The sequence below is a fragment of the Streptomyces sp. NBC_00310 genome (assembly GCF_036208085.1).
Lineage (GTDB): Bacteria > Actinomycetota > Actinomycetes > Streptomycetales > Streptomycetaceae > Streptomyces.
Genome location: NZ_CP130714.1, coordinates 721,810 through 744,849 on the forward strand (window position 1 = coordinate 721,810; position 23,040 = coordinate 744,849).

Annotated in this window: 22 protein-coding genes; 18 read left to right on the forward strand and 4 right to left on the reverse strand. The window is 71.6% G+C overall.

Going from position 1 to position 23,040, the window contains the following annotated elements:
- The first annotated feature begins 9 nt into the window (after positions 1-9).
- The gene (locus OG202_RS03095) at positions 10-711 is read left to right on the forward strand and encodes a FadR/GntR family transcriptional regulator (RefSeq protein WP_327731574.1); all 702 of its coding nucleotides are present in this window, start codon (positions 10-12) and stop codon (positions 709-711) included.
- A 153-nt stretch (positions 712-864) separates the two neighbouring features.
- Here OG202_RS03095 and OG202_RS03100 read toward each other — a convergent pair whose 3' ends face one another.
- Together OG202_RS03100 and OG202_RS03105 are read right to left on the reverse strand one after the other, a co-directional pair.
- Positions 865-2,181 (reverse strand): phytase, encoded by a 1,317-nt coding sequence (locus OG202_RS03100; RefSeq protein WP_327731573.1) that lies wholly within the window; start codon positions 2,179-2,181, stop codon positions 865-867.
- Between the two features lie 134 nt (positions 2,182-2,315).
- Positions 2,316-3,725 carry a DUF418 domain-containing protein gene (locus tag OG202_RS03105; RefSeq protein ID WP_328222267.1) on the reverse strand — a complete coding sequence of 470 codons (1,410 nt, stop codon included), beginning with the start codon at positions 3,723-3,725 and terminating at the stop codon, positions 2,316-2,318.
- A gap of 190 nt (positions 3,726-3,915) precedes the next feature.
- Here OG202_RS03105 and OG202_RS03110 point away from each other — a divergent pair, with 190 nt between their 5' ends.
- Both OG202_RS03110 and OG202_RS03115 read left to right on the forward strand, forming a co-directional pair.
- Positions 3,916-4,593, forward strand: coding sequence for a response regulator transcription factor (locus tag OG202_RS03110; RefSeq protein WP_327731571.1), 678 nt, complete (start codon positions 3,916-3,918; stop codon positions 4,591-4,593).
- The gene (locus OG202_RS03115; RefSeq protein ID WP_328222268.1) at positions 4,590-5,711 is read left to right on the forward strand and encodes a sensor histidine kinase; all 1,122 of its coding nucleotides are present in this window, start codon (positions 4,590-4,592) and stop codon (positions 5,709-5,711) included. Before OG202_RS03110 ends, OG202_RS03115 begins: the two co-directional genes overlap by 4 nt.
- A gap of 158 nt (positions 5,712-5,869) precedes the next feature.
- On the opposite strand, the gene OG202_RS03120 is transcribed toward OG202_RS03115, so the two are convergent.
- Positions 5,870-6,358, reverse strand: a complete 489-nt coding sequence (locus OG202_RS03120; RefSeq protein ID WP_328222269.1) for a response regulator transcription factor — start codon at positions 6,356-6,358, stop codon at positions 5,870-5,872.
- A 154-nt stretch (positions 6,359-6,512) separates the two neighbouring features.
- Here OG202_RS03120 and OG202_RS03125 point away from each other — a divergent pair, with 154 nt between their 5' ends.
- From OG202_RS03125 to OG202_RS03200, 15 genes are all read left to right on the forward strand, one after another.
- Positions 6,513-7,202, forward strand: a complete 690-nt coding sequence (locus OG202_RS03125) for a response regulator transcription factor (RefSeq protein ID WP_328222270.1) — start codon at positions 6,513-6,515, stop codon at positions 7,200-7,202.
- 99 nt (positions 7,203-7,301) lie between these two features.
- Positions 7,302-8,645, forward strand: coding sequence for a sensor histidine kinase (locus OG202_RS03130; RefSeq protein ID WP_327731565.1), 1,344 nt, complete (start codon positions 7,302-7,304; stop codon positions 8,643-8,645).
- A 221-nt stretch (positions 8,646-8,866) separates the two neighbouring features.
- On the forward strand, positions 8,867-10,297 hold the full coding sequence (locus tag OG202_RS03135) for a phytoene desaturase family protein (RefSeq protein ID WP_327731563.1): 1,431 nt from the start codon (positions 8,867-8,869) through the stop codon (positions 10,295-10,297).
- A 223-nt stretch (positions 10,298-10,520) separates the two neighbouring features.
- Positions 10,521-10,790, forward strand: a complete 270-nt coding sequence (locus OG202_RS03140; protein ID WP_327731561.1) for a hypothetical protein — start codon at positions 10,521-10,523, stop codon at positions 10,788-10,790.
- Positions 10,791-10,905: 115 nt separating this feature from the next.
- Positions 10,906-12,825, forward strand: coding sequence for an alpha/beta fold hydrolase (locus tag OG202_RS03145; RefSeq protein ID WP_327731560.1), 1,920 nt, complete (start codon positions 10,906-10,908; stop codon positions 12,823-12,825).
- Positions 12,822-13,442 (forward strand): hypothetical protein, encoded by a 621-nt coding sequence (locus OG202_RS03150; protein WP_327731559.1) that lies wholly within the window; start codon positions 12,822-12,824, stop codon positions 13,440-13,442. The genes OG202_RS03145 and OG202_RS03150 overlap by 4 nt, the downstream gene beginning before the upstream one ends.
- A gap of 2 nt (positions 13,443-13,444) precedes the next feature.
- Complete coding sequence (locus OG202_RS03155) at positions 13,445-13,570, forward strand: hypothetical protein (RefSeq protein ID WP_326585078.1); 126 nt, start codon at positions 13,445-13,447, stop codon at positions 13,568-13,570.
- Between the two features lie 39 nt (positions 13,571-13,609).
- Positions 13,610-15,502, forward strand: coding sequence for an ABC transporter ATP-binding protein (locus tag OG202_RS03160; RefSeq protein WP_327731558.1), 1,893 nt, complete (start codon positions 13,610-13,612; stop codon positions 15,500-15,502).
- A 45-nt stretch (positions 15,503-15,547) separates the two neighbouring features.
- Positions 15,548-15,739, forward strand: a complete 192-nt coding sequence (locus OG202_RS03165) for a hypothetical protein (protein WP_326585076.1) — start codon at positions 15,548-15,550, stop codon at positions 15,737-15,739.
- Positions 15,736-16,590, forward strand: coding sequence for a class I SAM-dependent methyltransferase (locus OG202_RS03170; RefSeq protein ID WP_327731557.1), 855 nt, complete (start codon positions 15,736-15,738; stop codon positions 16,588-16,590). The genes OG202_RS03165 and OG202_RS03170 overlap by 4 nt, the downstream gene beginning before the upstream one ends.
- A 562-nt stretch (positions 16,591-17,152) precedes the next feature.
- Complete coding sequence (locus OG202_RS03180) at positions 17,153-17,800, forward strand: class I SAM-dependent methyltransferase (RefSeq protein WP_326585074.1); 648 nt, start codon at positions 17,153-17,155, stop codon at positions 17,798-17,800.
- A gap of 242 nt (positions 17,801-18,042) precedes the next feature.
- On the forward strand, positions 18,043-19,293 hold the full coding sequence (locus OG202_RS03185; RefSeq protein ID WP_328222271.1) for a cytochrome P450: 1,251 nt from the start codon (positions 18,043-18,045) through the stop codon (positions 19,291-19,293).
- Positions 19,294-19,629: 336 nt separating this feature from the next.
- A complete protein-coding gene (gene pgm / locus OG202_RS03190; RefSeq protein WP_326585072.1) occupies positions 19,630-21,270 on the forward strand; it encodes a phosphoglucomutase (alpha-D-glucose-1,6-bisphosphate-dependent) in 1,641 nt (546 codons plus the stop codon).
- A 16-nt stretch (positions 21,271-21,286) separates the two neighbouring features.
- A complete protein-coding gene (locus OG202_RS03195; RefSeq protein ID WP_327731555.1) occupies positions 21,287-21,418 on the forward strand; it encodes a hypothetical protein in 132 nt (43 codons plus the stop codon).
- A 117-nt stretch (positions 21,419-21,535) separates the two neighbouring features.
- Complete coding sequence (locus OG202_RS03200) at positions 21,536-21,745, forward strand: hypothetical protein (protein WP_327731554.1); 210 nt, start codon at positions 21,536-21,538, stop codon at positions 21,743-21,745.
- 85 nt (positions 21,746-21,830) lie between these two features.
- On the opposite strand, the gene OG202_RS03205 is transcribed toward OG202_RS03200, so the two are convergent.
- Complete coding sequence (locus OG202_RS03205; protein ID WP_327731553.1) at positions 21,831-23,009, reverse strand: NAD(P)/FAD-dependent oxidoreductase; 1,179 nt, start codon at positions 23,007-23,009, stop codon at positions 21,831-21,833.
- Positions 23,010-23,040: the final 31 nt, after the last annotated feature.

Below are 23,040 nucleotides of genomic sequence, written 5' to 3' on the forward strand. Positions count from 1 at the left end.
AGGCACCTCGTGGCACTGACGGACGAGGCGATGGACAAGATCAAGGCGATGATCGTGGCCGGTGAGCTGGCGCCGGGCTCACGCCTGCCCAAGGAGGAGATCCTCGCCGCCCAGCTCGGCCTGTCCCGCAGCTCGCTGCGGGAGGCGGTACGCGCGCTGACGGCCATGCGGATCCTGGTCACCCGGCAGGGCGACGGCACGTACGTGTCCAGTCTGGAGCCGCATCTCCTGCTGGAGTCGCTCTCCTTCGCCTCGGACGTCTCCCAGGGGCAGACGGCCCTGCAACTGCTCCAGGTACGGCGGCTGCTCGAACCCCAGGCGACCGGGGCGGCCGCCGCCCTGCTCACCGCCGACGACCTCGACGAGCTGGGCGCCATCCTGGAGCGGTCGCGGGCGGCCGCCACGGTCGAGGAGTTCGTCGGCCACGACATCACCTTCCACCTGCGGATCGTGGAGGCGGTCGGCAACCCGGTGCTGTCCATGCTGCTGCGGGTGCTCTCCACCCGCACCCAGCGGGCCCGCATCGTCCGGGGCACACGCACCGAGCGGTCCGTGGAGCACGCCCACCGCGAGCACGAGGAGATCCTCCGTGCCCTGCGGGCCCGCGACGCCGCGCTGGCCGTCTCCGCCGCGACGGTCCATGTGGCGGCCGTGGAACAGTGGCTGGCGGCGGGGCTCGACGAGGACCCCCTCGGCGCGATCGACGGCTGACCGCAGGTCGACGAAGGTCCCGTCACGGCCGCCGAGGGAGGTCCGTCACGCCACCGGGGGAGGTCCGTCACGCCACCGGGGTAGGTCCGTCACGGCCACCGGACCTCCGCAAGCCCGGCGAGGAGCCTGCGACCCGGTGGCCGTGACGGGCACTCACATATCGGTGGCGTCCACCAGCTCGCCGAGGTCGACGAACTTGAAGCCGGTGGCCGTGCGGGTGCCGCCCTCGCCGTCCGGGACCTCGGGCGTCTCGTGGCCGTCCTGGACGACGAGGAGGCCGCGCGGATAGCGGCTGCCCAGCGGGGCGTTGAGAACGGCGGCGCCGTCGCACTCCTCCACGCCGTCGAGCGTGGGTGAGGCGGCGCCGATCCGGAAACCTCCCTCGTACTCGTTGCCCTCGCTCACCTCTCGGTCGTACAGGGCGAAGGTGTCGTCCCCCTGGCTGGAGGCGAGCAAGTAGCCGTCCCCATCCTGTTCCTGATAGAGCGTCAGTCCCTCGACGTCGGCCGACAGCCGCTTCCCGCCGTAGCCGGGGTCGGTGCCCGGCACACACTCCTCGGTCTCCTCGTCGTACGTGCCGGGGACGCCGTACTCCTTGGTCCTGTCGACCAGGGCGGGCTTGCCGGTGAGGTCGGCGCGCAGGCGCCAGATGCCGATGTCCTCCTGGCCGGCGTAGAGGGTGCCGGTGGCCGGGTCGACGACCATGCCCTCGACCTGCGGGAGTTCACCGGGTTCGCCGCAGGGGCTCCACGTCGTGCCGTCGGGCAGGCGGAAGGAGGAGGGCAGGTCGAGGGTGCGGATCTTGCGGTAGCCGACCTTGCCGTTCGCCGCCGGGAGGAGTTCGAGGAGGGCGAGACGGGTGCGCTCGCGTTGGCTGACCAGGGCGTAGGTGCGGCCGGTGGTCCTGTCCGTCCAGGTGGCGAGGCCGTACGCGGTGCGCTGGTCGTTGATCTCGGCCTGGTCGGCGGAGAACACCGGGGCGGCGGCCGGGTCGGTGACGTCGGTCAGTGGGCCGTTCCGGCGGGAGGGGTCGATGCGGTAGATCCGCAGCCGGTCGTTGCCCCGGTCGCTGACCACCGCCACGTCGGCCCGGCCCGGGGAGGTGCGCAGGCCGGTGACGAGGTCGACGTTGTTGTAGCGGCCCGGGGCGTCGCCCTCCGTCGGCGGCTTCGGCGCGGCCAGGGACTGCACCAGGCGGGCGTCCAGGTCGTAGACGCGCAGGCCGCCCTCCTTCGCGGTGGCGACGACGAGGCTGCGGCCCGGGTCCGCGGGGTTCCGCCAGATCGCGGGGTCGTCGGCGTCCGAGTCGCCACCGGCCTCGTCGTCGTGGAGCGCGGCCGACTCGCTCGTCGCGGTCACCGTCGGGAGGCCGGACGGGCCCGCTCCGGCGGGGGACGCCGCGAGAAACGTGGTCAGCGCGGTGCCCGAGGCGAGGAGGGCAACTCTTCGAGCAGTACGGGGCGTTCTCACACGCGCTCCCTTGAATGTCGTTGGTTGTTGGGGACATGCAGATGGTGCGGAGAGAAGCTTGCGCGCAGGCGGACGTGACCTGTCCATGCCGTCATGGTGAAACGACGGTGGTTTGGCCGAAGTTCGCCCGGTCCTCACCTGAGGGAGCGCGCCGGGCGGGTGCTGAGGTGGAGCAGTTGCTCCAGCGGCCCACGGCGGAACCATCGGGTCCAGGCGGTGGCGAGCAGCATCGCGACCAGGCTGTGGACCAGGAGGTCGACGAGCGCCGGTCCGGTCTCGTCCGCCATGCCGAACTCCCGGATGGCGAGGATGTGCAGCACGTACGCGGTCAGGGCCGTCATGCCGACGGCGCGGACCGGGGTGGCGAGGCGCCGGAAGCGCGGCAGCCGGTCCGTGGCCGTCACGCACAGCACGACGACGAGGAGGGCGACACCGGTGTTGCCGAGGATGGAGAAGGTCGTCTGACTGTGCGGCGCACCGACCAGGAGCCAGGCCGCCGGGGTGTCGTCGACGATGTAGCCGACGGTGTCGGACCACCAGGCCGAGGCTCCCGAATCACCGTCGGTGGCGGCGGCGACGCTCGCCCGCGCGTGCGGGACGAGGCGGAGTGCCAGCCAGGATCCGCCGTAGCCGAGTACGGCCAACGCGCCGCCGGTGAGGACTAGTTGGGTGCGGACGGCGTTCCGGGTGAGGTCGAGACGGGCCACCGCCATGCCGACGAGCATGAACGACATCCAGGTGAGGACGGGGTACTCGCCCGTGAACAGCAGCTCCATGAAGCCGTCCGTGTCACCGAGCCGGGCCAGCGGGTCCCAGGCGACAACCGTGTCCGCCCAGCTGCCCTCCTCGATCGACAGCCTTGTCACGTACAGAACTTGGGGCATCACGAATGCGCCCGCGGCGGCGAGGAGCGCGAGCGTCCGGGCGCGCAGCCGGTACAGCGGGAGGACGGCGAGGAAGGTCAGCCCGTAGAACGCGAGGATCACGTCGACCTCGGTGTCGAGGGCGGTCAGGGCGAACCCCAGGGCGATGAGGACGAGGGAACGGATGACCATCCGGGCCACGGCCTGCCGTCCGGCGCGCCCGGTGCGGGGGTGCGGGCGGCCGGTGATCAGTACGAGGGTGAAGCCGGCGAGCAGCGCGAACAGGGCGGAGGAACGGCCGCGTGCCAGCTCCATGACGAAGCCCAGCGGTCCGCCGACCGCCGGGTCCGGGCCGACGTGGGCGGCGTACATCCCGAAGACCGCGAGCCCACGGGCCAGATCGATGCCCACCAGGCGCCCGATCGACGGCCCTCGGCCGGCTGCGTCGGGACGGCCGGCTGCGTCGGGACGGCCCGCTTCGGTGGCGGGGGCGATGTCCGGAGCAATGACCTTATGGGCGGCCTCGGTTGCGGTGGACGTGGCGGTGGCGGTGGCGGTGGACGTGGCGGTAGCGGCCGACGGGGCGGCGGCGCACGGGATGGCGGCAGCGGACGGGGCGGCGGGTGGGGCGGGTAGGGGGGCCCGCTTGGACGACAGGTCCGGTGACGTGTCTGGTGTCATGGCCTTCAAAGTCGGGGGCGCGAGGGGCGCGTTCCCATCCGGCGGGTGGCTGGAAGCTCCCCGCCGACCAGCCGTGGCCACCCCCGCCAGGTGACCGGAAACCGGGAGGAAAGGAACCTCGCGGCGGCCCGGGACGTCGTAGGGGTTCCAGGAGAAGTGCGGTGGTGGTCCGACGGCGAGCGGGGCACAGGTGATCCGGGTACTGGTGGTCGACGACGAAGCCCTGATCCGTACGGGCTTCCAGCACATCCTCAACTCCTCGGACGACCTCGACGTGGTGGCGGCGGTCCCCGGCGGCCGGGCGGTCCAGGCCGTGCGGGAGCTGCGCCCCGAGGTCGTCCTGCTGGACATCCGCATGCCGGACGTGGACGGGCTCACCGTCCTCGCCGAACTCCGCAGACTCCCCCGCCCTCCCGTGGTGGCCATGCTCACCACCTTCGACATGGACGAGTACGTGGCGGCCGCCCTGCGCTCGGGGGCCGCCGGTTTCCTGCTCAAGGACACCGACCCGGAACAACTGCCGTATCTCGTACGGACATTGGCGGCCGGCGGTGTCGTACTGTCGTCCCGGGTGACCCGCACCGTGGTCGACGGCTACCTGGACAACGGCCCCCGGGAGGCCGCCGTACGGCTCGTGGGACGGCTGACCGAACGCGAGCGTGCCGTTCTCGTCCTCATCACCGAAGGGCTGTCCAACACCGACATCGGTGACCGGATGCACCTGAGCACGGGGACGGTCAAGGACCATGTGAGCGCGCTCCTCACCAAGTTGGAGGTGGGCAGCCGAGTACAGGCGGCGCTGCTGGCCGAGCGGGCGGGCCTGCTCAGGCCGTCGCGCCCCGTCGGCCGCGGACGGGAGGACGGATGAGGCCCCCCACCCGCACCCCGCACGGGCCGACGACGGATGCCGTGCTCGTCACGACGTCGCTGCTGGACGTGTGGATCCATGACGTGGGCACCCATCACCCCCACGAGTTGGCCGCCGCCCTGCTCGCGGCCTTCGCGCTCGTCATGCGCCGCAGTCTGCCGCTGCCGGCCTTCCTGCTCACCCTGCCGACCGCCCTGTTCACGGACGCGGTGTTCGCCACGCTGGTGGCGCTGTACACCCTCGCCTCGCGCACCCACCACCGGGTGCCGTTGGCCGTCTGCGCGCTGGGGTTCACGGTCTGCGACCTCACCTGGTGGTCCTGGCCCTCACCGGAGTTCGCCGACCTGTCCGACCGCCATGCCCTGATCCCGCTCTCCTACAGCTTGGCGCAGGCGACCGCGCCCCTCTTCCTCGGGCAGCTCGTCCAGGCCCGTCGGGAGCTGTCACTGCGTCTCGTGGAGGTCTCCGAGGCGCGTGAGCACGAGCGGCTGCTGATCGCGCAGGGCGTCCTGGCGCAGGAACGCGCCCAGCTCGCCCGGGAGATGCACGACGCCGTCTCCCACCAGGTCAGTCTGATCGCCGTCCGCGCCGGAGCCCTCCAGGTCGCCGGCCGGGACCCGGAGACGAAGGAGGCCGCGGCCACGATACGGCTGCTCAGCGTGCAGACCCTGGACGAGCTGCGGCACATGGTCGGCGTACTGCGCGCCTCCGGCAGTCGCCCCACCGAACTCACTCCGCAGCCCTCCCTCGCCGACCTCGACCGGCTCGTCACCGGCAGCGGTATCGACACCGACCTGCGGACGGACCTGCCGGACGACCTCCCGCCGCCCGTCCAGCGCGCCGTCTACCGCACGGTCCAGGAAGCCCTCACCAACATCCGCAAGCACGCCCCCGGCGCCACGGCCACCATCCGTGTCCGCCAGCGGGACGGCACCCTCCGCGCGACCGTCACCAACACCGCGCCCGGCCGCCCGGCCCTCTCCCTCCCGGGCGCCCACCACGGCCTGATCGGCCTGCGCCAGCGCGCCGAACTCCTCGGCGGAACGGTCACGTCCAGGCACCTGGGGGACGGGGGCTACGAGCTGCGTCTGGAGCTGCCGGTCGACGCGTCCCGATGAGCCGCCCCGGGGCTGGTCCGCGGCAGTGAGCCGCCCCTCACCGTCCGACCACCCGTCGGGCTCGGTCGGGGGCCCGATCGCAGGACAGGCTCGCGATGTCCACGGCGTCGGCCCGAAGTGCCCCGGGCCGAGTCCGGCCCGGGGCACTCGGTCACGCGTTACGCGACGCCGACGGGCCGAGCCCTGACCCCGCTCCGCCCCGTCAAGCGGAACGTTTCGTCAAAGCGGTCGAGTCGGTCCGGCCACCCCGAGCGATCCGCACGGACCGGCCTGTCCGACCTGTCCGACCTGTCCGACCTGTCCGGAAGACCAAACCCGTCCGGCCTGTCGGTCCGCAGTGCGAGGATCCCTGCACGCAGGGCCGTCACGATGAGATGGGTGCGGTTCTTCGCGCACAACTTCTCCCGGATGCTGCGCATATGGGAAGCCACCGTGCGGGGTGAGATCGACAGCTGATGGGACATGTCCGCGTCCGACATCCCGTGGGCTGCCAGAAGGAGGATCTCCAGTTCCCGGGCGCTGAGTCGGCCGGAGCTGTCCACTGTCATGGGTGCCTGCCTTGTTCGAAAGGGGGTCGAGAAACCCCGTGTCGTCCGTCGGGTGCGCTGTGACTCTTCCGTGACACCCGGCCCCCGGTCATCGACCATTCGACCGATACCCGGCAGTAGTCATCGGCCGATCGGCCTGCACCCTTCCGCCCACGGCGGATCCTTCGCCGGGAAAGCACCAACCGCCCCTTTGCATACGGCCGTTCGACCTTCGGCTTCTGCGGACCGCCGGACCGGCCACGTGATCCATGGCATGCTCGGCCGCGTGAGCAGCACCCCCACGCGTGTGATGATCGCCGACGATCAGGATCTGGTCCGGGCCGGTTTCCGGCTCATCCTCGACGCCCAGGAAGGCATCGAGGTGGTCGGAGAGGCCGCCGACGGACTCGCGTGCGTGGAACTGGCGCGCACGTTGCGGCCGGACGTGTGCCTGGTGGACGTCCGTATGCCGAAGCTGGACGGGCTGGAGGTGACCCGACTGCTGTCCGGACCGGGGGCCACGCACCCGACCCAGGTCGTGGTGGTCACCAGCTTCGACCAGGACGACTACCTCAACATCGCCCTGCGCAACGGAGCTTGCGGCTTCCTGCTCAAGGACGCCGCGCCCGCGTTGCTGATCGAGGCGGTGCGGGCGGCGGCGCGTGGTGACGCGCTGGTCTCGCCCGGGGTGACGGTCCGGCTGCTGAAGCAGCTGGAGGAGCGGGCGTCGAACCCGGCGGACGGCTGCGGTGTGCCCGAATCAGCCCTCAGCGCACGGGAGTTGGAGGTCGCCAGGCTGGTCGCGGTGGGCCGCACGAACCAGGAGATCAGCGACGAACTGTGTCTGTCCCTGTCCACCGTGAAGACGCACCTGGGCCACATCCACCACAAGCTGGGCGTACGCAACCGCGTCGAGGTGGCCGCGTGGGCCTGGGCCAACGGAACGGTCCGGCCCGGGCGTTGACGGTGATTCCGTGAATGTCCTGTAGTCGATCTGTGTCGCTCCCCACAGATCGATCCACCCTCTGCCGGGGAGGCATGCCCATGCCTAACCTGCCCTTCCATGACAACTTCGTCACTCGCGGCACTCTCGGCACGAGCGACCCAGCCGCACCTCGGCCCTCCGCGGTTACCCGCGCAGCGGCTGAACCACCGCACCCTGTACCCGGCGCTGGGCGTGCTGTGGCTGCTCGACGTGGGCATCATCGGATCGCAGCACCAGGGCCCCCTCGACTGGCTACCGCTCCTGACCGGCCCCGTCGCCCTGGCGCTGGTGCTGGTGCCGGAATCGAGGCTGAGCATCGAGTGGCGGGCGGGGCTCTCCGCGGCCGCCTCGACGACGGTGACGCTGGGCACCTCCCTGATGGGGCTGGCCCTGCCCGCATGGGGCCTGCTGGAGACGGCGTGCATGCTGGTCCTGCTCGCCCGCACCTGCCGCAAGGTCACCCGGCCCGGCGTCGCCCTCGCCCTGGCCGGCGCGATGGGGGCCAGCGTCATCGACGAACCCCTGCGCACCGGGGGTACGGGAATCACCCTGACCTACCCCTTCCTGCTGACGTTCGCCGTCGGCGGGGCCGTCGGGGCGGGCTGCTATCTGCGCACCCTGGACGCCCGGCGTCGCCGTACGATCGCCGCCGTCCGGCTCGCCGAGCGGATTCAACTCGCCCGGGAACTGCACGACTTCGTCGCCCACCATGTGACGGGCATCATCGCGCAGGCACACGCCGCCGGTGTGATCCACGAGAGTGCGCCCCAGCAGGTCGGCCCCATCCTGGGCAACATCGCCGAGGCCGGGCAGAGGACCATGGACTCCATGCGCCGCCTGATCCGGGTGCTGCGCGAGGACGGCGAGCAGACCTCCATCGAGCGCCCCGAGGAGCCGTACGCCGAACTCACCAAGCTGGTCTCGGCGTTCAGCGACCAGGGTGACGGATCGACGGCCCAACTGGAGATCACCGGAGCCGCCCGGCGGAGCGGACTGCTGCCCGAGGTGGGCTCCGCGGTCCACCGCGTGGTGCAGGAGGCGCTGACCAACGTCCGACGGCACGCACCGGGCACCCAGGCGACCGTGCGCGTCCACCGCACCCGCGGCGACCTGCTCCGGGTCGACGTGTACAACAAGGCGCCCGAGCGGCGGGTCTCCCGCCCCACGGGAGGCCGTGGCGGCTACGGCCTGGTCGGGCTGCGCGAGCGGGCGGAGGCGGTCGGCGGCTCCCTGGCGGCGGGCCCCGCCGACGACAGCGGCTGGTGGGTCATCGCCCATTTCCCGGTACTCCCGGAAGCCGCGCCGCAGGACGCGGAAGGGGCCGCGGACGCGGGTCCGGCGTCCCGCCGGACATCCGGACGCCATGCCAAACCGCATGCGCATGCGGAGCCCGAGCCGGACATGAGTTGGGACGCGAGTTAGGCGGTCCGGGGCGGGAATTAGGCAATTCTGCGCATCGCGCCGGGACGGCCCACCCTCTAATGTCGAAGACCCAGAGGCGCCGGGACGGCCTTCTCACGTCCCGCAGAGTGGTGAATCGGCCCGGACCGGGCCTTTTCGAGGGCCCGGTCCACCGCTTTTCCCGTACGCCACTTCGCGAACCGGTGGACCGGCGCCCGTCGTAAAGGAGACGCAGGAGACGTATGACTACGGCCGTCGTGGTGGGCAGCGGTCCGAACGGTCTCGCGGCCGCCGTGTTCCTCGCCCGGGAGGGCGTCGAGGTCACCGTCCTCGAAGCCGCCGACACCATCGGAGGCGGCACCCGCACCAGCGAACTGACCCCGGGCCTCCTGCACGACCACTGCTCCGCCACACACCCCATGGCCGTCGGCTCCCCGTTCCTGCGCGGCCTCGATCTCGGCCGCCACGGCCTGACCTGGCGCCTGCCGGACATCGACTGCGTGCATCCGCTGGACTCCGGCGAGGCCGGGGTCCTGCACCGGTCGGTGGAGGAGACGGCCGACGGCCTCGGTGACGGCGACGGCCGGAGGTGGCGGCGCGTCTTCCGGCCGCTCGCGGACGGCTACGACGCGCTCGCCGAGGACCTCATGCAGCCGCTCCTCCATCGGCCGCGCCATCCGCTGCGCCTGGCCGCGTTCGGTCCGCAGGCCCTGCTGCCCACCGCCGTGGTGGCCCGGCGCTGGCGGTCGCAGAGCGCCCGCGCGCTCTTCGCCGGGGTGGCCGCGCACGCGTTCCGCCCGTTCGACCGGCCGGCCAGCGCCGCGGTCGGCCTGACGATCATCGCCGCCGGTCACCGGTATGGCTGGCCGGTGGCCGCGGGTGGTTCCCGGGCGATCGGCGACGCGCTCGCGGCGCAGCTCACGGAGTTCGGCGGCCGGATCGAGACCGGTGTACGGGTGCTCTCCCCTGCCGATCTGCCCCCGGCCGACCTGGTCCTCTTCGACCTCGCCCCCCGTGCGGTCGCCGACATCCTCGGCGACCGGCTGCCGGGGCGGGTGGCCCGGGCCTATCGCCGCTACCGCCACGGCCCGGGCGCCTTCAAGGTCGACTTCGCCGTCCAGGACGGTGTGCCCTGGGCCAACGAGGCGGCCCGCCGGGCCGGCACCGTCCACCTCGGCGGGGCCTACGAGGAGGTCGCCGCCACCGAGCGGGCGATCCACGCCGGGCGTATGCCGGAGCGGCCGTTCGTCCTGGTCGGGCAGCAGTATCTGGCCGATCCACGGCGTTCGAAGGGCGACCTCCACCCCCTCTGGACCTACGCACACGTTCCGCACGGCTACGACGGCGACGCGACCGAGGCGATCGTCGGGCAGATCGAGCGGTTCGCCCCGGGGTTCCGTGAACGTGTCCTCGACATGGCCGTCCGCCCGCCGGCCGCCTTCGAGGACTACAACCCGAACTACGTCGGCGGGGACATCGTCACCGGGGCGAACACCGCCCTCCAACTGGCGATGCGTCCCCGCGTCGCGCTCGACCCGTACCGCACGGGAGTCCCCGGGACGTACATCTGCTCCGCGGCATCACCACCGGGCGCCGGCGCCCACGGCATGTGCGGCGCGAACGCCGCCGCGTCGGCCCTGCGCGATCTCGGGCGGCGACGCGGGAAAGGATGAACCGGGAAGGCGCCGCGGTGCGCACCATCACGGAAAAGGCCTGGACCTCTTCGGTCCAGGCCTTTTCCGTGCCCGCAGGAGTCTGTTTCCGGCGCGAAAGACAGCGCTCAACAATAGGTAATTTTATCGATGCGGAGGCGGCCGGCGAGAGCCTAATGTTTTCTCCAGAAGGGCACCGGAAGAAAAGAACTTCCGAAGTCCCGAACGCGAGAGGATGAAAGAAATGAGCAGCATCGAGAACGCGCTGAACAGCGTGGAAATCCCCGTCGAGGGTGTCGTCTACGTCGCCGCTCGCCCGACCCTGGGCACCCCGCGGATCGCCCGGATCGGCAGGATCGCCCAGGCGGCCGAGGGCGTCGGCGCCACCCTGGCCGGCATCGGCGCCACGGTCGGTGTCGCGCAGGCCGCGGAGGCCAACAACCTGGCGGCGGAGGCCAACGCCCAGAACGCGGCCGCGCTCGCCGCGGCCGGCGGTCCGCCGCCCGCGGTCTGACAACCGGCGGTGAACTCATAGGAACCCGCTGTCGGACCAGAGGGCTGTTCTGGTCCGGCAGCGGGTTTCGCCGCACGCAAAAAACGTGCTCAAAAGTACCAGGAAAAGAGGTTCCATGAAACTCGTCCGAAGGATCACTTCCGCGGTGCCGGGCAGGGTCGCCTCCGCGGTGTTCAGCCCGATGCCGGTCGGCAGGGACCGGGCGCTGGGCCTGTCGGAGCGGCTGGCCGCCGCGACGAGCCTCACCTCGTCCCTCGAATACCTCACCCAGCGCCACGAGATGGGCAAGGGGGGAATGAACGACTGGGAGATCGCCAAGGACAGCATCGCGCACGCGCATCCTCTGCTGCGTCGACTGGTCGACATCGCCAGCGGAACCCGGACCACGACGGCACTGCACGTCACACGGGCCGCGGTCGCCTCCGCCATGCTGCTGCCGGGCAAGTCCGGTTGGCGCGGGGCGGGCAGCCTCTTCCTCGGTGCGACCTCCGCCCTCCTCGGCCCTCGCCAGCACTACGGAAGCGACGGCGCCGACCAGGTGGCGACCCTCGTGCAACTCGCCACCGGCGGCGCCCGCCTGGTGCCCTCGCCGGCCGCCAAGGACGCCCTGCTGTGGTACGTCGCCCTGCAGTCCAACCTCTCCTACCTGATCTCCGGCTGGGTCAAGCTGCTCGGCCCGGACTGGCGCGACGGCTCCGCACTTCCGGGCGTGATGCGCACCCACACATACGGCCACGAGGGCATGCACGCGTGGATCCGGAACAACCCCCGGGCCGCCAAACTGCTCGCCCACAGCGTGCTGGCGCTGGAGTGCCTCTTCCCGCTCGCCTATCTCAAAGACGGCAAGCTGACCCGTCCCGTCCTCGCGAGCGCCGCCGCGTTCCACCTGGCCAACGGCTACTTCATGGGGCTCGGCAGGTTCGCCACCGCGTTCCCCGCGATGCACCCCCTGGTCGCCTACACCTCGGCTCCCCGCACTCACCCCGCCGTCGCGGGACGCGACGACCGCGCTCTGCCGGCCGCCCTCACCGTGCTCGCGGGGGCGACGGCGGCCGCTGCCGTCACCGCCGTACAGCGACGCATCCGCACCACCGAGGGCTGGCGGACCTCTCGCGTGCTGACGACCCGGCACGGCAACCGGCTGCAGTACGAGGAGATGTCGGTGGGGGACGCCGGGCGGCCGGTCTTCGTGCTCGCCGCCGGTCTGCTGTCCACCAGCGAGCACTACGCCTGGATCAGCGAGCGCCTGTCCTACGAGACCACGTACGGCGTCATCGCCTACGCCCGCGCCGGATACGCCGGCAGCCGCCGCGGGGCGACCACCGCCTACCGGCTGTCGGAGTCCGTCGACGACCTCGTCGACCTGGTGAACGGCGCCGTGGCACCGCACCGCAAGGTGATCCTGGTCGGCCACTCGATCGGCGGGGAACTCGCCCGCCGAGCCGTCCATCACCTCGGCGACCGGGTGCACGGCGTCGTGTATCTCGACTCCTCGCACCCGGACCAGTTCAACCGCTCGGCCCAGCAGAGGGTGTCCGGCGCCGGCCTGGGCGGCACCTTCGAGTCCATGAGCCGGGCACTGCGCCTCGGCACCGGGGCTCTCCTCACGCGCCCGTGGTGGATCAAGGAACTGCCCGCCGCCTACCACGACAAGGTCTTCGCCCAGTACGCGGACGCGCGGATGTGGTACGCGGCGCGCCGCGAATGGAAGGCGCTGCAGGAGGACTTCAAGGCCTACCCCGGGCGGCTCGACCCGATCGAGGGCGTGCCCGGCCTGGTGATCTCCGCCCAGCGGACCGTGGACCGCGACCCCGAGCAACTGCTGATGCACCGGGAGCTCGCCGAGGCCCACCGCCGGGCGCCCAGCGAGACGGTGGTCATCGAAGGCGCGGGACACGACACCCTGCTGATCAACAGCCGTCTCGCCAACCAGGTCACGGACCGTGTCCTCGCGTTCTTCCAGGGCGTCGACGAGCGCTCCCGGGCACCCCGGTCCACCCGATCCGTCACGCTCGACAAGGAGGCCGCGCGGTGAGCACCCTGCGACGTTTCCCGCTGAAGAATCCGTTCACCGGCGAAGGCGCGGCCTGGCGGATCGCCGGAGCCGCCATGCTGGTCGTCACCGTCGCGGGCCAGCACCCCTTCGAGCAGTTCTCCAGGTTCCGCTCGAAGGACATCCTGTCCCTGGTGCCGAACTGGAGGTTCTTCGCCCCCAATCCCTGCATGCACGACAGCCACTTCCTGTACCGCACGGTGGACGCGGACGGCAACGCCTCCCCGTGGCACGACGCGTTCACGACCGAGACGCGCAAGCCCCAGCACATCGTGTGGTTCCCCACGCGCCGCGCGGACAAGGGGGTCTTCGACGCGTGCGCCGACATCCTCCCGACCCTGGAGTTCGGTGGCTTCGAGGCGGCCTCACGCACTCCCGGGTACCGGATGGTCACCGAGCACCTGCGCGTCCTCATCAGGTCCCGGGGCCCCGTGGCCGGGGAGTTCCGGGGGTTCCAGTTCGCCCTGGCCCGGGCCACCGGCTACGACACGCGCCACCGTCCCGAGCTCGTGTTCGTCTCCCCGTTCGTCCCCCTCGACCCGCAGGCCCCCGGCACCCCGCTGACACGGACCCCGGCCAAGACTCCAGAAAAGGTGTGATCATGGACATCGCCACCCCCTTCATCCTCCTCGGAATCCTGATCTTCGCGGTCGGCCTCCTCAAGGCGGGCCTGCGGCTCACCAGGGACCGGGCGGAAGCGGAAGAGGACGGCAGGGAGCACGAGTGAACGGGGTGCGGACGGCCGCCGCGGGGCCGAGGGCGCGAAATGAGTGACCGGTCGGCCGGCCGGGGACGGCACACACGCCCGCAGGACCCGCCGGTGAACCTGGAGAAGGAGGGCGGGCCCGGTGGCGGGCGGCGCGCCATGCACCGGGCGGTTCCCCAGCTCAACCTGCACCTGCTGTGGGGCGAGGGAGCGAAACCCTGGCGGGCCATGGGCCGGCACCGCCGCCTGGTCCTGCTCGGCATCGTCCTCGGCCTGCTGGGAGCCGCGACGTCCCTGGCCCAGCCCGCGGTCATCGGCTCACTGGTCGCCGCCGTCGGCGAAGGGCGCTCGCTGACCGGCCCGATCATGGTGGGCGCGGCCCTGTTCATCGCCGACGCCACCCTGGGCGCACTCCACTCGTACGTCATCGGGCTGGCCGGGGAGAACATCGTCTACGACATCCGCCGGACCCTGGCCTCGCGGCTGCTGCGCTCCCGGTTCAAGGCGTACAGCGGCCTGCAGCAGGGCGACGTGTTCTCCCGGATGGTCAGCGACACCATGCTCGCCCGCTCCACCATGACGCACGCGATCGACAGCATCCTCAACAACAGCTTCCTGGTCATCGGCGGGATCGCCCTGATGGCCTGGATCGACACCGTGCTGCTCACCGCCACCCTGGTCTGCCTCGGCGCGACCAGCGTCGTCTCGCTCTACCTGGCGCGCGGGGTGCGGAAGGTGTCGGTGCGCAACCAGACCGACCTGGGCACCTTCGGCTCCGCCCTGCTGCGGGTACTGGGGGCGATGCCCACCGTGAAGGCCTCCCGGGCCGAGGACCGCGAGGCCGAGGGGATCGCGGCCATCGCACGGCGGGCCCGGAAGTCGGGGATCAAGGTGACGGTGATGTCGTCGCTGCTCGACCCGACCATGAGCATCGGCACCCAGCTCGCCCTGACGGTCGTCATCGGCCTGGGCGCGGCCCGCACCGCGACCGGGGCGATGCCCACCGCCGACCTGACGGCGTTCATCCTCTATCTGTTCTACCTGGTGGCGCCGTTGCTGACGCTGTTCGAGTCGATCGCGCAGTTCCAGATCGGCAGAGCGTCGGTGGAGCGGCTCGCGGAGCTCGGCAAGATCGAGGTCGAGACGGACCCGGACAGCAGCCGGCCGGAGGAACGGCCGCGTGCCGCCCGCCCGTTCGGGCGCGGGTACGAACCCGGACTCACCTTCGACGGCGTCCGGTTCTCCTATCCTGGCAGCGACAAGGTCGTCCTCGACGGGGTCTCCTTCACCGTCCCGTCCGAGGGTCTGACCGCCGTCGTCGGCCCCTCCGGCGGTGGCAAGTCGACCGTCTTCCAGCTGATCGAGCGGCTCTTCGACCCGGTGTCCGGGGCGATCCGCATCGACGGCACGGACATCACCGACCTGCCGCTCAACCAACTGCGGTCCATCGTCGGCTACGTCGACCAGGACCACACCCTGCTGCGCGGCACCATCCGGGAGAACCTCACCTACAGCGCGCCGGACGCGGACGACAAGGACATCGCCGAGGCGCTGCGCATGGCCAACCTGACCGAGGTGATCGCCGCGCTCCCCCACGGCCTGGACACCGAACTCGGCGACCGGGGCGCCGGTCTGTCGGGCGGTCAGCGGCAACGCCTCGCCATCGCCCGTACGTTGCTGCAGGCACCCCGGTTCCTGCTCCTGGACGAGGCCACCGCCAACCTCGACACCGAATCGGAGAACGCGCTGCGCGACAGCATCGCGATGATCTCCGGCTTCTGCGCGGTCATCGCCATCGCCCACCGGCTGTCCACCGTCACCGAGGCCCAGCAGATCGTCGTGCTCGACCGGGGCAGGGTGCACGCCGTCGGCACCCACGACGAACTCCACCGGCACAGCGACCTCTACCGCCGGCTCGCCCGACTGCAGGAACTCAGCGACATGGCGTCCTGACCCAGAAAACCCGACAGGAGAACGAATTCCCGACAGGAGAACCTGATGAACGACTTCCTGCTGATCCCGTTCGTGGTGGCCCTCGGCATCGTCGGCTTCCTGATCACCACCCGGGCCGTCAGTACCCCCGCCGTCATCGGCGCCGCCCTCGTGGTGCTGTTCGGCGCCTGCTCACAGGCCAGAAGGAACGCCCATCCGAGGACCACACCGACCAAGAAGCGGAGGCACCACCCATGAGCACACCCGCCACGCCCACCACCGCGGCCCCGTCCACCCCATCCGCCCCGTCCACCCCCTTGCCCACGGCCGCCCACTCCACCACGACCGGCATCATCGACGACATCGGCTACGGCCGGCAGTTCGACGACTGGTACCACCGCCTCTTCCCCGACGACGCGTCCGTCGCCGCCGAGGTCGAGAGCCTGGTCTCCCTCCACCCCGACCCGGCCTCGGGCACCGTCGAGTTCGGCGTCGGCAACGGGCGGATCGCGCTCCCGCTGTCGCGCCGCGTCGGCAGGATCACCGGCGTCGACTCCTCGCCCGAGATGCTCGAACTTCTGCGCAAGAACCTGACCGACGACACCCCCGTCGAGCCTCTGCACGCCGACATCCGCACGTACACCGCCGACCGCACCGTAGGGCTCGTCTACGCCGTCTGCGCCACCCTGTCGATGCTGCTGACCCCCGAGGAACAGCGACAGGCCGTGCAGCGCGCCGCCGACCTGCTGACCCCCGGCGGCCGACTCGTCGTGGAGACCCACAACAAGCCGGCCATCCTCACCCTGCACGAAGGCCGCGCCCGCGCCACGTACTTCACTCCCTACCCGGAACCCGGCACCGGACTGCAGAGCCACTCCCTCCTCCTGCCCGAGGGGTCCCTGTGGCACCTCTCCCACGTCTGGTACGAGTCCGACGGCACCACCCGTGTCGGCACCGAGGTCTCCCGGCTCACCGCCCCGGACGAACTGGACGCCTACGCGCGCGACGCCGGTCTCCTACCCGAGCGCCGCTTCGGCGACTGGCCCGCCGACACGTCCCCGTACGGCCCGCACAGCCCCTTGGCCATCTGCACCTACATCAAGCCCTGACCGCCCGCGCAGGCCGTCCGGCCCGGCGCTCCGGGAGGGCATCGATCCTCAACCTCCATGCCCCGGGAGGGACTTGACCACTCTCACCGTCGTCGACGACGACACCTGCGTCCCGATCAGCAACGCCCTGGTGGAGGTCTGGCACGCCGATGTACTCGGCGAGTACTCCGGATTCTCCGGTACCGCCGCCGGTGCATCCACATCCACCTCAAGGTGCACGTCATCGTGCGACTCACCCCCGACGGCTCGTTCACCGGCGGCCAGGAGCTCTTCAGTCGGCCGGGTACGCCGGGCCCCTGACGGTCGGAGTCGAGTCGAGCTGACGCGACCCGCCCCGCTTCATCCCCGACTTCATGCCCGACTTCATCCACGGCCAGGTGCACCGGCCCCTCCCAGACCGTGCGGGAGGGGCCGGTGCCCTTCGCGTGGCAGCGCCGGTCTTCCAGCAGCCCCAGGGCCACTTCCCACTCGTCCTGAGTGAACCAGCGACGGCCCGGGCGAACAGGCGGGAAGATCGTGATTCACTCGGCTCGCCCCGGGACCACGCACTACTGTCGCGAGCATGGCCGAACACGATGCCCTCGACGCCACCCGCGAGGCTTACGACGCCGTTGCCCCCACCTATGCGGAGCTGTTCCGCGACACGCTGCGTGACCGCCCCCTGGACCGCGCGATCCTGGGCGCCTTCGCCGAGGTCGTCCGTGCGGGTGGGGACGGTCGGGTCGCGGACCTGGGGTGTGGACCCGGCCAGATCACCGCTCATCTGGACGAGCTGGGGCTGGCGGCGTTCGGCGTCGACGCCTCTCCTGCGATGATCGAGTTGGCTCGACAGGCCTATCCGGACCTGCGGTTCGACGTGGGCTCGATGGCCGCGCTGGACATCGCCGACGGCGCGCTGGGCGGCGTGCTCTCACGCTGGTCCATCATCCACACTGCGCCACGGGAACTCCCCGTCATCCTGGCGGAGTTCCATCGTGTGCTGGCGCCCGGCGGCCACCTGCTGGTCAGTTTTTCGGCAAGCGACGACCCGTCTCAGCCGACGCAGGTCTTCGATCACGCCGTCGCGCCGGCCTATCGGTGGTGGCCTGATCACCTCGCCGCGACGCTGCGCGAGTTCGGGTTGGCCGAAGTGGCCAGGATGGTCCGCGAGCCTCAGCCCGCCGACCGAAGGCAGTTCAAGGAGGTTCAACTGCTCGCCCGCAAGGACTAGGCAGGGGACCGCCTCGTCGACCACGTGACCGCATGCCCGAACACCGCACCCTTGCTCGGCGCCCTGCCGCCACACCACCGCCCGCATCCCCCGTCCAGCCGTCGACACCAGCGAAGCCGGTCCGCACATCCATGCCGCCCGTGCCGCGCGCCCCGCGTACACACGTCGCGGCCTCGACCGGCTTCATCGCACAGCGTTCGGCCGCCTCCTCACCTTCGGAGCGCGTTGTTAGCCTCACGCGGGTGAACAGTTCCTCCCTGCCAGGCCCGAGGCACCTCCTGAGGGTCGCCGAATCCTGCCCGCTCGGTGCCGCGACCACGCTCGCCGAACTCGCCGGGGACCCGCATCCGCGACTGGCGTTGCTCCGTGCGCGGGAGCCGGTGTCCTGGGTCCCCGAGTTGGACGGCTGGCTGGTGACCCGTCGTGATCTCGCCCTGAGCGTGATGCGGGACGCCGAGACCTTCACCGTCGACGACCCCCGGTTCTCCACCGCGCGGGTCGTCGGCCCCAGCATGCTGTCGCTCGACGGCGACCAGCACACCCGGCACCGCGAGCCCTTCAACTCCCCCTTCCGCCCACGGGCCGTGCGTGACGGTTTCGCCGCGTTCATCGAGCGGGAGACCGACCGGCTCGTCACCGCGCTGGAGCCGACGGGCGCCGTCGAACTGCGACGGGCCTTCGCCGGACCCCTCGCCGTCGCGGTCGTGACCGAGGCACTGGGGCTGGTCGGCACCGACGGGGACACGGTGCTCGCCTGGTACGACTCCATCGTGCAGTCGGTCTCGGACATCACCGCCGGCCACGAGGCGGGCCCCGCGGGCGTCGCGGCGTACGCGCGGCTGCGAACCGCCGTGGAAGCCACCGTGGCCGACCGGAACGCCTCTTCCCTCCTCGTCTCGGCAGCCGGGCAGCTGTCCGTGCCCGAGGTGGCCTCCAATGCCGCGGTGCTGATGTTCGGAGGCATCGAGACCACCGAGGCGATGATCACCAACGCCCTGCTGCACCTGCTGCGGCACCCCGACCAACTCGCCCTGGTCCGGGCCGACTCCGACCTGCTGGACGGCGCGATCGAGGAATCACTGCGCCTCGAACCGGGAGCGGCGGTCGTGGACCGCTACGCCACCCGTGACACCGTCCTCGGCCCGGCCACCATCCACCGTGGTGACCTCGTCACCGTCTCCCTCACCGGGGCCAACCGCGACCCGGCCGTCTTCCCCGACCCCGACGTGTTCGACGTCCGCCGCGAGAACGCGCGTCTGCAACTGGCCTTCGCACACGGCCCGCACCACTGCCTCGCCGCGCACCTCGCCCGCCTGGAAACCCGCATCGCCCTCCGCCACCTGCTCGAAGGCCTCCCCGCCCTGCGCCTCGACCCCGACCGCCCCGCGGCCCCGTACGGCCTGGTGTTCCGCAAGCCCGCCACCCTGCATGTGCGGTGGGACCGGACGGCCAGACCCGACTTCGGCGCGACCGGAGTGCTCCCCACGCGCTGACCACCCCACCCCCTGCCCGAGCCGGGTCACGCGCCCTCGTCCGGCGTCCGCGCGGCGGACCGCACCGCTCGAACGGCCCGGATCCCACGCGGACAGGTGGGTGGAGGCATGGGTCGACGCATTCCCGGCGTCGGAGCCCAGCACGCGTCGAACAGCGCGGCGGCTGACGGCCGTTGGGCCTCCACGACACGCATCGGTGCCCTCCCGCCCGCCGGCCCGCAGCTTCGCGGCCGCCGGACGCTCACCGTCAAGGCCGCCCTATGAGCGTCACGGCGGACCGGGCAGGGGAGAATGAGGGCCGTACCCAACGGTCGACCGTAGCGGAGGAGCCGGGAAATGCAGGACGCGCGAGCGGGGCAGGTCGCCGGGCCCGAGGACCTCATCGATGTGGCCCGTCTGGTCACGGCGTACTACGCGCTGCACCCCGACCCGGCCGAGCCCGGGCAACGGGTGGCGTTCGGGACGTCGGGACACCGCGGTTCGTCCCTCGCGGCGGCGTTCAACGAGGACCACATCGCGGCCACCAGCCAGGCCATCTGCGAGTACCGCGCCGCCCAGGGCACCGACGGCCCCCTCTTCCTCGGCGCCGACACCCACGCCCTGTCGGAGCCCGCGCGGATCACGGCACTGGAGGTGTTCGCCGCCAACGACGTGACCGTCCTGATCGACCAGGCGGACGGCTACACGCCCACCCCGGCGGTCTCGCACGCCATCCTCACCCACAACCGCAACCGCACGTCCGGCCTCGCCGACGGCGTGGTGGTCACCCCCTCGCACAACCCGCCCGCCGACGGCGGTTTCAAGTACAACCCGCCGAGCGGCGGCCCCGCCGGTTCGCAGGCGACCTCCTGGATCCAGGACCGCGCCAACGACATCATCACCGGCGGCCTGAAGGACGTACGGCGCATCCCGTACACCCGCGCCCTGGCCGCACCCGGCACCGGCCGCCACGACTTCCTCGGCACCTATGTGGCCGACCTGCCGAACGTGCTGGACCTGGAGGCGATCCGGTCCGCCGGCGTGCGCATCGGCGCCGATCCGCTGGGCGGCGCCTCCGTCGCCTACTGGGGCCGGATCGCCGAACAGCACCGGCTCGACCTCACGGTGGTCAATCCGCTCACCGACCCCACCTGGCGCTTCATGACGCTGGACTGGGACGGCAAGATCCGCATGGACTGCTCCTCGCCGTACGCCATGGCCTCGCTCATCGAGCGGCGCGACCGGTTCGACATCTCCACCGGCAACGACGCCGACGCCGACCGGCACGGCATCGTCACGCCGGACGGGGGCCTGATGAACCCCAACCACTATCTGGCCGTGGCGATTTCGTATCTCTTCTCGCACCGGGAGCAGTGGCCCGCGGGCGCCGGGATCGGCAAGACCCTGGTGTCGTCCACCATGATCGACCGGGTCGCCGCGGACGTCGGCCGGCAGCTGGTCGAAGTCCCGGTCGGATTCAAGTGGTTCGTGGACGGCCTGTCCGACGGAAGCCTCGGGTTCGGCGGCGAGGAGTCGGCGGGCGCGTCCTTCCTGCGCCGCGACGGCTCGGTGTGGACCACCGACAAGGACGGCATCACCCTGGCCCTGCTCGCGTCCGAGATCACGGCGGTCACGGGCAGGACTCCGTCGCAGCACTACGCCCAGCTCACCGACCGCTTCGGCACCCCGGCCTACGCGCGCGTCGACGCCCCGGCCTCCCGCGAGGAGAAGGCGCTGCTCGCCAAGCTGTCCCCGCGCCAGGTCACCGCCGACACCCTCGCCGGGGAGCCGGTCACCACGGTGCTCACCGAGGCCCCCGGCAACGGCGCCGCCCTCGGCGGGATCAAGGTCGCCACCGCCAACGCCTGGTTCGCGGCCCGCCCTTCGGGCACCGAGGACGTCTACAAGATCTACGGCGAGTCCTTCCTCGGGCCGGACCATCTGCGGCAGGTCCAGGAGGAGGCCAGGTCCGTGGTGCTGACGGCGCTGGGCGCCTGACGTGGACGAGGCCGCGGTGACGGCACTGATCGCCGCCGGGGCCGCGATCGGCGGCGGAGCTCTCACGGGGGTGTTCACGCTCGCCGCCGCCAAGCGCCAGGCCGCGGCCGCCTGGGCGGCGGGCGAGCGCCAGGCGGCCGCCGCGTGAGAGGCCGGACGGCAACAGGCCGCCGCGGCCTGGGACGCAGGCCAACTCCAGGCCACCGCCCAGCTCGACGTCGCCCGCCGCACCCTCACCGAACAGACGCTGGCGAACCAGCGGGCGGTGCGACGGGCGGCGTACGTCACGTATCTGAGCCGCACCGACGGCGCCCAACGGGCACTGGCTGCCTGGCAGAGCGCCATCGGCACCACGGAGGAGACCCCGCGGCGGCAGGAGTACGACGCCGCCGTGAGCGCGGTCGCCGAGACGCTGAACGTCGTACGCCTCGAAGGCCCCGACGCCGAGCGAGCAGACCCCGCCCGCTCGGCGTGACCTCGGTTTCGTCGGACGCGCCCGCACGTTGGCTGCGCTGCGCAGGACCACCCCGAGGTCTCTCGGTGACGGCGAGGTCGGTCGGCTACTGCTCGCCCAGACCGGTGGCGTGCTGATCCACCTCGGTGTCCGAGCGCCGTACGCCGGTGAATCGTGTGGGCCGGAAGGGCCCAAGGAGGTCCTGTTCCCGATCGGTTGTGATCTCGGTCGCGACCAGCCGTCCCAGAATCGGTGCCAGGGTGACCCCGCTGTGCGAGACGAGGCAGTAGACGCGGGACCGCGTGGAGGCGTAGCCGGCGACGGTGTGGCCGTCCGCGGGCAGTGACCGGAAGCCGATGCGCAGGTCGATGCGCGGGGCGATCTCCGCTGCCCGGCCCGGGTCGGGCAGCAGTGCGGAGAATCGCCGCGCGAGGGTGCTCGCGATGTCCCCGTCCGCGGACGGAGGATCTGCCGGATCGACGTCGGCGTTCAGATCGAGCGCCTGCAGGACGGTATGCCCGCCGGCCTCGGGGCGGAGGTTGAGGCCGGGGCTGTGGATCACACAGCGCAGGTCGAGTTCCGGGGACCTGGCGTATCCGAGCAGGCCGACGGTCTGCGCCCCGCGACCGGTGTCCGTCACCATGGGAACGTCGATCCCGGCCCGCGCGGCGAGCCGTTGTGTCCAGCGGCCTGCCGCCAGGACGACTCGATCACCCGTGCGGACCTCGCCTCCGGCCAGGGTGACGGACACTCCGTCAGGCCTGTCGTCGATGGCTACGACCTCGCCGATCGCGTATGTGGCTCCGTGTCGCTCGGCGTCCGCCAGCAGGTTGTGCACGAAGAGGTCCGGCAGCACGTATCCCTCGCTGGGGAAGTGCGCGATGGCCGTGACGGTCGCCGGGACGCGGAGGCCGCCTGCGATCCGCGTTGCTTCGTCGGGGGTGACCCAGTGTGCGGGGTAGTCGAGGGCCCGGAGTCGTTCCACGTTGTCGGCGAGCCGCCGCTCGTTCGCGGCGTCCGCCCACTGCAGCGCCCCGCTGGGGAAGTACGACGGTGCGCCGCGCAGTTGCTCGGCGAGCCTGGCGTGCTCCTCCATCCCCGCGAGGTTCAGGCGGTGGTAGTCCGGGTCGGGCTTCCGGCTGGAGTTGGTCCAGGCGAAGGTGGTCGCGGTCGTTCCCCTGCCGGCTCCCCGCTGATCGAGCAGGAGAACGTTCTCGCCGGCGAGGGCAAGCTGCCTTGCGACGCTCACGCCGAGCACGCCGGCACCGATGATGATGACCTTCATTGTCTGCGTGTCCCCTTTCTGGAAGCGACAC

Coding starts and splice junctions, on each gene's coding strand:
- OG202_RS03105 (WP_328222267.1), bottom strand. CDS start 3,725: ATGACACCAGACACGTCACCGGACCTGTCGTCCAAGCGGGCCCCCCTA.
- OG202_RS03115 (WP_328222268.1), top strand. CDS start 4,590: ATGAGGCCCCCCACCCGCACCCCGCACGGGCCGACGACGGATGCCGTG.
- OG202_RS03120 (WP_328222269.1), bottom strand. CDS start 6,358: ATGGTCGATGACCGGGGGCCGGGTGTCACGGAAGAGTCACAGCGCACC.
- OG202_RS03125 (WP_328222270.1), top strand. CDS start 6,513: ATGCTCGGCCGCGTGAGCAGCACCCCCACGCGTGTGATGATCGCCGAC.
- OG202_RS03130 (WP_327731565.1), top strand. CDS start 7,302: ATGACAACTTCGTCACTCGCGGCACTCTCGGCACGAGCGACCCAGCCG.
- OG202_RS03135 (WP_327731563.1), top strand. CDS start 8,867: ATGACTACGGCCGTCGTGGTGGGCAGCGGTCCGAACGGTCTCGCGGCC.
- OG202_RS03140 (WP_327731561.1), top strand. CDS start 10,521: ATGAGCAGCATCGAGAACGCGCTGAACAGCGTGGAAATCCCCGTCGAG.
- OG202_RS03145 (WP_327731560.1), top strand. CDS start 10,906: ATGAAACTCGTCCGAAGGATCACTTCCGCGGTGCCGGGCAGGGTCGCC.
- OG202_RS03155 (WP_326585078.1), top strand. CDS start 13,445: ATGGACATCGCCACCCCCTTCATCCTCCTCGGAATCCTGATCTTCGCG.
- OG202_RS03160 (WP_327731558.1), top strand. CDS start 13,610: ATGAGTGACCGGTCGGCCGGCCGGGGACGGCACACACGCCCGCAGGAC.
- OG202_RS03165 (WP_326585076.1), top strand. CDS start 15,548: ATGAACGACTTCCTGCTGATCCCGTTCGTGGTGGCCCTCGGCATCGTC.
- OG202_RS03170 (WP_327731557.1), top strand. CDS start 15,736: ATGAGCACACCCGCCACGCCCACCACCGCGGCCCCGTCCACCCCATCC.
- OG202_RS03180 (WP_326585074.1), top strand. CDS start 17,153: ATGGCCGAACACGATGCCCTCGACGCCACCCGCGAGGCTTACGACGCC.
- pgm (WP_326585072.1), top strand. CDS start 19,630: ATGCAGGACGCGCGAGCGGGGCAGGTCGCCGGGCCCGAGGACCTCATC.
- OG202_RS03205 (WP_327731553.1), bottom strand. CDS start 23,009: ATGAAGGTCATCATCATCGGTGCCGGCGTGCTCGGCGTGAGCGTCGCA.